At 45.3% G+C, this 5,753-nt stretch carries 5 protein-coding genes and 1 tRNA gene; 4 read left to right on the top strand and 2 right to left on the bottom strand.

The features are described 5' to 3' along the window. Window positions 1-156: 156 nt before the first annotated feature. Entirely contained in the window at window positions 157-2,151 is a 1,995-nt protein-coding gene (locus tag Q338_RS11790) for a BCCT family transporter (RefSeq protein WP_051968638.1), read from the bottom strand. A gap of 270 nt (window positions 2,152-2,421) precedes the next feature. Here Q338_RS11790 and Q338_RS11785 point away from each other — a divergent pair, with 270 nt between their 5' ends. The 4 genes from Q338_RS11785 (at window position 2,422) to Q338_RS14640 (ending at window position 5,423) form a co-directional block, all read left to right on the top strand. Beyond that, the gene (locus Q338_RS11785) at window positions 2,422-3,297 is read left to right on the top strand and encodes an NAD(P)-dependent oxidoreductase (RefSeq protein ID WP_211249458.1); all 876 of its coding nucleotides are present in this window, start codon (window positions 2,422-2,424) and stop codon (window positions 3,295-3,297) included. A 484-nt stretch (window positions 3,298-3,781) separates the two neighbouring features. Next, window positions 3,782-3,964: a helix-turn-helix domain-containing protein gene (locus Q338_RS11780; protein WP_244773467.1), complete on the top strand. Its 183-nt coding sequence runs from the start codon at window positions 3,782-3,784 to the stop codon at window positions 3,962-3,964. A 90-nt stretch (window positions 3,965-4,054) separates the two neighbouring features. Then, on the top strand, window positions 4,055-5,227 hold the full coding sequence (prpF, locus tag Q338_RS11775) for a 2-methylaconitate cis-trans isomerase PrpF (protein WP_034295688.1): 1,173 nt from the start codon (window positions 4,055-4,057) through the stop codon (window positions 5,225-5,227). Window positions 5,228-5,273: 46 nt separating this feature from the next. Next, on the top strand, window positions 5,274-5,423 hold the full coding sequence (locus Q338_RS14640; protein ID WP_156961083.1) for a hypothetical protein: 150 nt from the start codon (window positions 5,274-5,276) through the stop codon (window positions 5,421-5,423). A gap of 34 nt (window positions 5,424-5,457) precedes the next feature. On the opposite strand, the gene Q338_RS11770 is transcribed toward Q338_RS14640, so the two are convergent. Beyond that, window positions 5,458-5,533 (bottom strand) — tRNA-Asn (locus Q338_RS11770). Window positions 5,534-5,753 lie beyond the last annotated feature (220 nt).

Below are 5,753 nucleotides of genomic sequence, written 5' to 3'. Positions count from 1 at the left end.
CAGTACACGACAAAATTCATGTAGGGTGTGTATTACGCACCTAAATTTCAACTATTTGAATGGTTTGGTGCGTGGTACGCACCCTACATTTGGGGTGTTGGTAAAAATTGGCGTGTACTGAAAGGCAGCCTGAAAACTGATTTCACAAATTCAAATTTAGCGAATGCGATGCAAAAAGTGCATATGCGTATGATATTGTTGAATAATATCATTAATCACACCTTCTTTTGTCCACGCCATAATATCGTAGTCCTGCCCACCTTGAGTTAAATACACTTCGGCGCGGTAATATTTCTGCTCTTCAGGCGCATGGCTCTCGGTCATGGACGGGCTGGCAAATTCGGGGCGAATATGCCCAATCGCTTTGACTTTGTAAATAAAATCTACCTTATCACCCTGATAAATCAGCAAAGACACGCGACCAGATTCCGCCATCACATCTGCTTTCACGCCATTATTTGCCAATTCAGCCGCCACATCTTTGCAGGCTGCCTGAACCGTGTCGTCAATAAATTGCGCCACCCGTTCCCGATTCGGATAATCCATCATCACGCGCAAACGCTCACGCCACGCGCCACTGCCCATCGCTGGTAAAGGCGTGGTTAAACTCAATTGCTGCACTTCCAATTTTTCCGCGTCCACGCGCAAGGCTTTCATCAAACCATAAGTCGCCACCATCAACACGGTTACAAACGGCAGAGCACTGGCAATCGTCATCGTCTGCAACGCGCCCAATCCACCCGCCAACAACAACACAATCGCCACCAACCCCGCACTAGACGACCAAAAAATACGGTACATCAAGCCCTTACTGCCCTCGCCATTGGCGCATAACATATCCATCACCAACGCGCCCGAGTCTGCCGATGTAACAAAAAACACCACCACCATCAGCAAAGCAATCGTCATCAAAATCCCCGACATCGGCAAATGTTCAAACATGGCAAACAATGCCAAAGACACGTCTTTATTCACCACATCGCCCAATTGCGTAATGCCGCGATTCAAAATCATATCAATCGCCGAATTGCCAAACACCGTCATCCACAAAAACGTAAACCCGGTCGGCACTAATAATACACCCGCCACAAATTCACGAATCGTGCGCCCACGCGACACTTTGGCAATAAACAAACCCACAAATGGCGACCAGCTCAACCACCAACCCCAATACAAAATCGTCCAACCGCCAAACCAATCCGTTTTCTGATAGGCATACATATTAAACGTCATGCCGACAATATTAGACGCATACGTCCCCACATTTTGCACAAACGCTTGCAATAAAAACACCGTAGAACCCGTCAGCAGCACAAACAGCAACAGCAATACCGCCAAACCTATATTCAATTCAGACAAAAATTTCACGCCCTTGTCCAAACCACTCGTTACCGACAAAGTCGCTAAACCACTCACCACAATAATCAGCACAATTTGCGTGGGAATATTTACCTGAATCAAATTCGGCAATAAATAATTCAAACCCGTATTCACCTGCAACACACCATAACCCAGCGAAGTCGCCACACCAAACAAAGTGCCAACCACCGCAAACACGTCCACCGCGTCGCCCCATTTGCCATAAATCCGCTCGCCAATCAAAGGATACAACGCCGAGCGCAATGTGAGCGGCAAATGATGGCGATACGCAAAATATGCCAAAATCAACGCCACAATCGCATAAATCGCCCACGCATGCAAACCCCAATGGAAAAACGTCAGCCGCATGGCTTCACGGGCAGCCTGCACATTACCGCCCTCCCCTAGCGGCGGCGACAAAAAGTGCATCACAGGTTCCGCCACCCCAAAAAACATCAAACCTATCCCCATGCCCGCCGAAAACAACATGGCAAACCATGAAAAATCGCTGTATTCGGGTTTACTGTGGTCTAATCCCAGTTTAATATTGCCATAGCGCGACAAACTCAAATACACTGTAGTAATTAAAATCACCGCCACCGTGAGAATATAATACCAACTACCATTGTTCACGATGGCAGCCTGCAAACTTTTTAACGCGCCATCTGCCCATTTAGGCGCAATCACGGCTACCGCGATAATCGCAGCAATCATGGCACTTGCGCTTAAAAACACATTTGGATTAATATTTTTCTGTTTTAAATAATGAATGAATTTAGATTGAGTCATCATTTTTCTCCGCAGCGTTACAAAATTCTTTTTTACCGTAACACAGACAAAATAGGTTAATAAAGCAAATTTTGACAATTTATGTTAAAAAAAGATAAATTAGATAGATTATTGCGAATTAGTAAACAAAATTAAAATTTTATTTTATGAATTTGCGTGTATAAATACAGGGTGGCAGCCTGAAAGCGATGAGTCCATCACAATAAGCAAATTATTTTCAGGCTGCCTGAACACCATTCCCCCACTTTTTTATCAACAAACAAACAAGGAAATATGATGAGTACAGAATTCAAACAAATCGGCTGGATTGGTTTAGGGCAAATGGGCGTGCCTATGGTTAATCGCCTGTTGGCGCACGAGATTGGCGTGGGCGTGTACAACAGAAATGCCGACAAATGCGCCGAATTTGCCGAAAAAGGCGCGAAAGTGTACCCATCTGCCAGCGAATTGCTGCGCGATTATCCAGCCGTGATTTTGATGGTGTCGGATTATGCGGCGGCAGTGGCGATTTTGAACGATGAAGTCTGCGCCCAATTAAATGGCAAAATCATTGTCAATATGAGTACCGTATCGCCAACAGAAAACTTAAAAATCAAAGACTTGGTAGAATCGCACGGCGGACAATTTGCCGAAGCCCCTGTTTCAGGTTCGGTGGTGCCAGCCACACAAGGCACGTTACTGATTTTATTTGGTGGCGAAGAAAGCGTGTTGAATCCATTGCGCGGCGTGTTCAGCGTGTTGGGCAAACAAACTTTCCATTTTGGCGGCGTGGGCAAAGGTTCGGGCGCGAAATTGGTGCTGAATTCGCTGTTGGGCGTATTTGGCGAAGCGTATGCCGAAGCGATGTTGATGGGCGAAAAATTCGGCATTAATTTAAATGAGTTAGCCGAAGCAATTGGCGGTTCTGCCATGAATTCGCCGATGTTCCAAACCAAAAAACCTTTGTTGTTGGACAAAACTTTCCCAGCCGCGTTTATGTTGAAACACGCCAGCAAGGATTTGAATTTGGCGTGTGGCGAATTGGCACAAATGAATTTGACTTTGCCCGCGATTGAAACCACCGCCGCGCAATATCGGGCGGCGGTAGAAGCAGGTTTGGGCGGCGAAGATGTGTCGGGGATTTATTTGCAAGTCGCTAAACAGAAATAATTAAGATAAATCATATTTACAGGCAGCCTGAAAATGTTTCAGGCTGCCTGTTTATATTAAAAATCAATATGTTATTTATATAAAATAAGCTCATGATTTCATTTACCCCCCATTTAAATCAATAGTCTGATTTAAATGGGGATTTTCTTATTTCTTACTGCCTGAAGAACCACCACCAGACTTACCACCTGATGACGGTGGATTATTCCCCCTACTACCTCCTGATGGATTACCTGTTCTGCTGGGCCAATTTGGATTGCTATTGCCAGTATTATTTTGAGCCATAATCAAATTCCTTATGTTGAGATTTTAAATGACACCACTTTTGTGGCAAGTAAATTGTATCAACCCATTTTCAAAAATTCAACTATAATTTAATTTTAATAAACGATAGTTGATTGTTACTCGGATTTTGTTTTTTAACAATGCTGGCATGGAAAAACAAAATACCCCCCACTTTTATCGTTTAATTTTTGCAGAAAATATGCGCAGAATTCGCCGTTTGAAAGAAATCTCACAGGAAGAATTGGCATTTGACGCACAAATCAGCAAAACCTATGTTTGTGAAATTGAGCGCGGTAGCCGTGCCGTTTCTATTGATGTTATGGGCAGAATTGCCGATGCTTTACAAATGCCATTATCAGAATTATTAAACAAATCAGAGTAATATAATCTATTTAATATTGAATTGACGCTTTGCAGGCAGCCTGAAAAATTCAAACAACCCTTTGTAACCATTTTTTAGGAGAAAAACATTATGCCCCAAATTAAAATCCCAGCCGTTTACGTTCGCGGTGGCACGTCCAAAGGCGTGATTTTCAAATTAAGCGATTTGCCCGAACGCGCCCAAAGCGCAGGCGAAGCACGCGACAAATTGCTCTTGCGCGTACTCGGCAGCCCCGACCCCTACAAACAACAAATTGACGGCTTGGGCAATGCCAGCTCGTCCACCAGCAAAGCCTTGATTTTGGACAAATCCACGCAGCCTGAACACGATGTGGACTATTTGTTTGGGCAAGTCGCCATTGACAAACCTTTTGTGGATTGGAGCGGAAATTGCGGCAACATGACGGCAGCAGTGGGCGCGTTTGCCATTGCACAAGGCATTGTGGATAAAGAAAAAATCCCCGAAAACGGCATTTGCACCGTCCGCATTTGGCAAAAAAACATCGGCAAAACCATCATCGCCCACGTTCCCATTCAAAATGGCGAAGTGTTGGAAACAGGCGATTTTGAATTGGACGGCGTAACCTTTCCAGCCGCCGAAGTCGTGATTGAATTTTTAGACCCTGCCGATGGCGAAGGTGCCATGTTCCCCACAGGCAATGTTGTTGATTTATTGGACATTCCCGACATCGGACAAATCCCTGCCACGCTCATCAATTCGGGCATTCCCACTGTGTTTGTGAACGCGGCAGACATCGGCTACACAGGCACAGAATTGCAAGCCGACATCAATGGCGACCCTGAAAAATTGGCGTTTTTTGAAAAAATCCGCGCGTATGGCGCATTGAAAATGGGCTTGATTGCCAATCTGGACGAGGCACAAACGCGCCAACACACGCCCAAAGTCGCCTTTGTCGCGCCACCGCAAAATTACACCGCATCAAGCGGCAAAGTGGTGGAAAAACAAGAAATTGATTTGCTGGTGCGCGCATTCTCTATGGGCAAATTGCACCATGCGATGATGGGAACCGCGTCCGTAGCGATTGCGACAGCCGCCGCCGTGCCGAATACTTTGGTCAATTTGGCGGCTGGCGGTGGCGAGCGCGAGGCGGTGCGTTTCGGACACCCGTCTGGCACTTTACGCGTGGGCGCGGCTGTGGCGCAACAGCCCAATGGCGAATGGACGGCAACCAAAGCCGTGATGAGCCGTTCGGCGCGTGTGATTATGGAAGGCTGGGTGCGTGTGCCTGATGATTGTTTTTAAATGAAAATATGATTTTCAGGCTGCCTGAAAATACACGGTAAACTTCATGTGGGGTGCGTATTACGCACCGAATTGCACGCAATTTGAATGGTTTGGTGCGTGGTACGCACCCTACTGTTATTTGTGTTGTATGTTGTCAGGCAGCCTGAAAAATAGACACAATTTGGACACACCACCCAAATTATCCACAAAATAAAACCGCCTAAACATTTGTTTAGGCGGTTTAAATTTGGCTCCCCGAGCTGGGCTCGAACCAGCGACCTGCGGATTAACAGTCCGTCGCTCTACCGACTGAGCTATCAGGGAATGAAGATTGAATTATAGCGGAATTTGAAAATCTGTCAATTTATTTGTAAAACAAATTTTGATGTTTTTCAGTTAATAATTGTATTTTCTTACAATTTAATTTTCAGGTTGCCTGAAAATTTAAAATTTAATCCACCCCAATGTATTCGCAAACACCAGCAAAATCGCAATCGGCGCAATATAACGCAAAGCACCATACCAAATTCGCACCACCATTTCT

The organism is Alysiella crassa DSM 2578 (assembly GCF_000745955.1).
GTDB classification, from domain to species: Bacteria; Pseudomonadota; Gammaproteobacteria; order Burkholderiales; family Neisseriaceae; genus Simonsiella; species Simonsiella crassa.
The sequence above is the reverse complement of the archived record's forward strand: the minus strand, read 5'-3'. Positions and strand labels throughout refer to the sequence as shown.

Coding starts and splice junctions, on each gene's coding strand:
- Q338_RS11790 (WP_051968638.1), bottom strand. CDS start 2,151: ATGATGACTCAATCTAAATTCATTCATTATTTAAAACAGAAAAATATT.
- Q338_RS11785 (WP_211249458.1), top strand. CDS start 2,422: ATGATGAGTACAGAATTCAAACAAATCGGCTGGATTGGTTTAGGGCAA.
- Q338_RS11780 (WP_244773467.1), top strand. CDS start 3,782: ATGCGCAGAATTCGCCGTTTGAAAGAAATCTCACAGGAAGAATTGGCA.
- prpF (WP_034295688.1), top strand. CDS start 4,055: ATGCCCCAAATTAAAATCCCAGCCGTTTACGTTCGCGGTGGCACGTCC.
- Q338_RS14640 (WP_156961083.1), top strand. CDS start 5,274: ATGTGGGGTGCGTATTACGCACCGAATTGCACGCAATTTGAATGGTTT.